Raw genomic sequence first — 2,331 nt, forward strand, 5'->3', positions numbered from 1 at the left:
GGCCCCTTTGTTTCACAGCATATTACGAATAACGTAGTGCAGGATGCCGTCGTTGCGGTAGTAGGTGAGTTCGGTCGCCGTGTCGATACGGCACCGACAAGGGATCGCTTCCTGCGAGCCGTCAGCGCGAGTCAGGGTCACCGGCACCGTAGCGCCAGGCTGAAGCGACTGCAGATTGCTGATATCAATCCGCTCTTCCCCTGTCAACCGTAGCGTTTTGCGGGTGACGCCCTGCGGGAACTCCAGCGGCAAAATGCCCATTCCGATCAGGTTGGAACGATGGATACGCTCGAAGGACTCGGCGATCACTACCCGAATCCCCAGCAGGCGCGGCCCCTTCGCCGCCCAGTCACGGCTGGAACCTGAGCCATACTCCTTACCGGCAATCACCGCCAGCGGTGTACCCTCAGCCTTGTACAGCATCGCCGCATCGTAAATCGCCATCGGTTCAGGATCCGGCAGATGGCGGGTCATACCCCCTTCCACCCCTGGGACCATTTCGTTACGGATGCGGATATTGGCGAAGGTGCCACGCATCATCACCTCATGGTTACCGCGACGGGAACCATAGGAGTTAAAGTCGCGCCGGGCAACCCCATGCTCCTGCAGATAGCGGCCTGCCGGACTATCGGCTTTGATGCTCCCCGCCGGCGAAATGTGGTCCGTGGTGACTGAGTCGCCCAGCATGGCGAGGATCCGCGCGCCGCGAATATCCTCTACCGGCAGCGGCTCGGCGCCCATCTCGTCAAAGAACGGCGACAAGCGAATATAGGTCGAGTCCTCCTGCCAGTCGTAGGTATCTGACGCCTCCACCTTGATCGCCTTCCACTCCTCAGTGCCGGAAAACACTTCCGCGTACTCTTTGCGGAACATCTCGGTGGAGACCTGTTCCACCGCGCGGGCAATCTCCTCCCCGCTCGGCCAGATATCTTTCAGATAGACCGGCTCGCCATTCTTGCCCTGTCCCAACGGCTCGCGGGTGAGGTCGATATTCATGTTCCCCGCCAGCGCATAGGCGACCACCAACGGCGGCGAGGCCAGCCAGTTGGTTTTCACCAGCGGATGAATACGCCCTTCGAAGTTACGGTTACCGGAGAGCACTGCCCCGACGGTCAGATCGCCTTTTTTGATCGCTTCTTCGATAGGTTCAGGCAATGGACCGGAGTTACCGATACAGGTGGTGCAACCATATCCCACCAGATTGAAGCCGAGCTGGTCGAGGTAAGGCGTCAGGCCGGCATGGGCCAGATAATCCGACACCACTTTCGAGCCTGGGGCCAGAGAAGCTTTCACCCACGGCTGCGGCTGCAGGCCGCGTTCGACGGCTTTTTTCGCCAGCAGGCCGGCGGCCATCAACACGCTGGGGTTAGAGGTATTGGTGCAGGAGGTAATCGCTGCAATAGCCACCGCGCCATCCGGTAGCGAATAGTGATGCCCGTTCAGCGTATAGTCAACCGGCTGACGCTGACGCTGAAGGTGGTTAACCTCCAGCTCGCCGCTGGCGGCGAAGGCTTTCGGAACATCGCCCAGCGCCACGCGATCCTGCGGTCGCTTCGGCCCGGCGAGGCTCGCTTCGACGCTGCTCATATCCAGCGCCAGGGTACTGGTAAAGACCGGCTCATCGCCAGGCTGGCGCCACATGCCCTGGGCTTTAGCGTAGGCTTCCACCAGCGCGACCTGTTCTTCGCTACGGCCGCTGAGACGCATATAGCTGAGCGTTACGTCATCGATAGGGAAAAAGCCACAGGTGGCGCCATACTCCGGCGCCATATTGGCGATGGTCGCCCTGTCGGCAAGGGGTAAGGTATCCAGGCCGTCACCGTAGAATTCAACAAACTTGCCGACGACGCCATGCTGACGCAGCATTTGGGTAACCGTCAGTACCAGGTCAGTGGCGGTGATGCCTTCGCGCAGTTTGCCGCTGAGCTTAAAGCCCACAACATCGGGGATCAGCATTGACACCGGCTGGCCCAGCATAGCGGCTTCCGCTTCAATCCCGCCCACGCCCCAGCCCAGCACGCCAAGACCATTAATCATGGTGGTATGGGAGTCGGTGCCCACCAGCGTATCCGGCCACGCCATCCACTGGCCGTTCACCTCCTCGCTCCAGACCGCCCGGCCAAGGTATTCCAGGTTCACCTGGTGGCAAATACCGGTGCCCGGCGGCACCACGCTGAAGCGGCTGAAGGCCTGCTGCCCCCAGCGCAGAAAAGCGTAGCGTTCGTGGTTCCGCTCCATTTCCAGGCGGACGTTGTCTTCGAAGGCCTCGTCGTCGCCGAAGCGGTCAACGGTCACCGAGTGGTCGATCACCAGGTCAACCGGCGATAGCGG

Annotated in this window: 1 protein-coding gene; it reads right to left on the reverse strand. The window is 61.0% G+C overall.

Annotation, left to right across the window (positions count from 1 at the left end; translation table 11 throughout):
- Window positions 1–12 precede the first annotated feature (12 nt).
- Window positions 13–2,331: aconitate hydratase AcnA (gene acnA, locus HMPREF9538_RS17870; protein ID WP_009484629.1), on the reverse strand; the 2,319-nt coding region annotated here is incomplete at its 5' end.

The sequence above is a fragment of the Klebsiella sp. MS 92-3 genome, assembly GCF_000195655.1.
GTDB lineage: Bacteria > Pseudomonadota > Gammaproteobacteria > Enterobacterales > Enterobacteriaceae > Klebsiella > Klebsiella pneumoniae.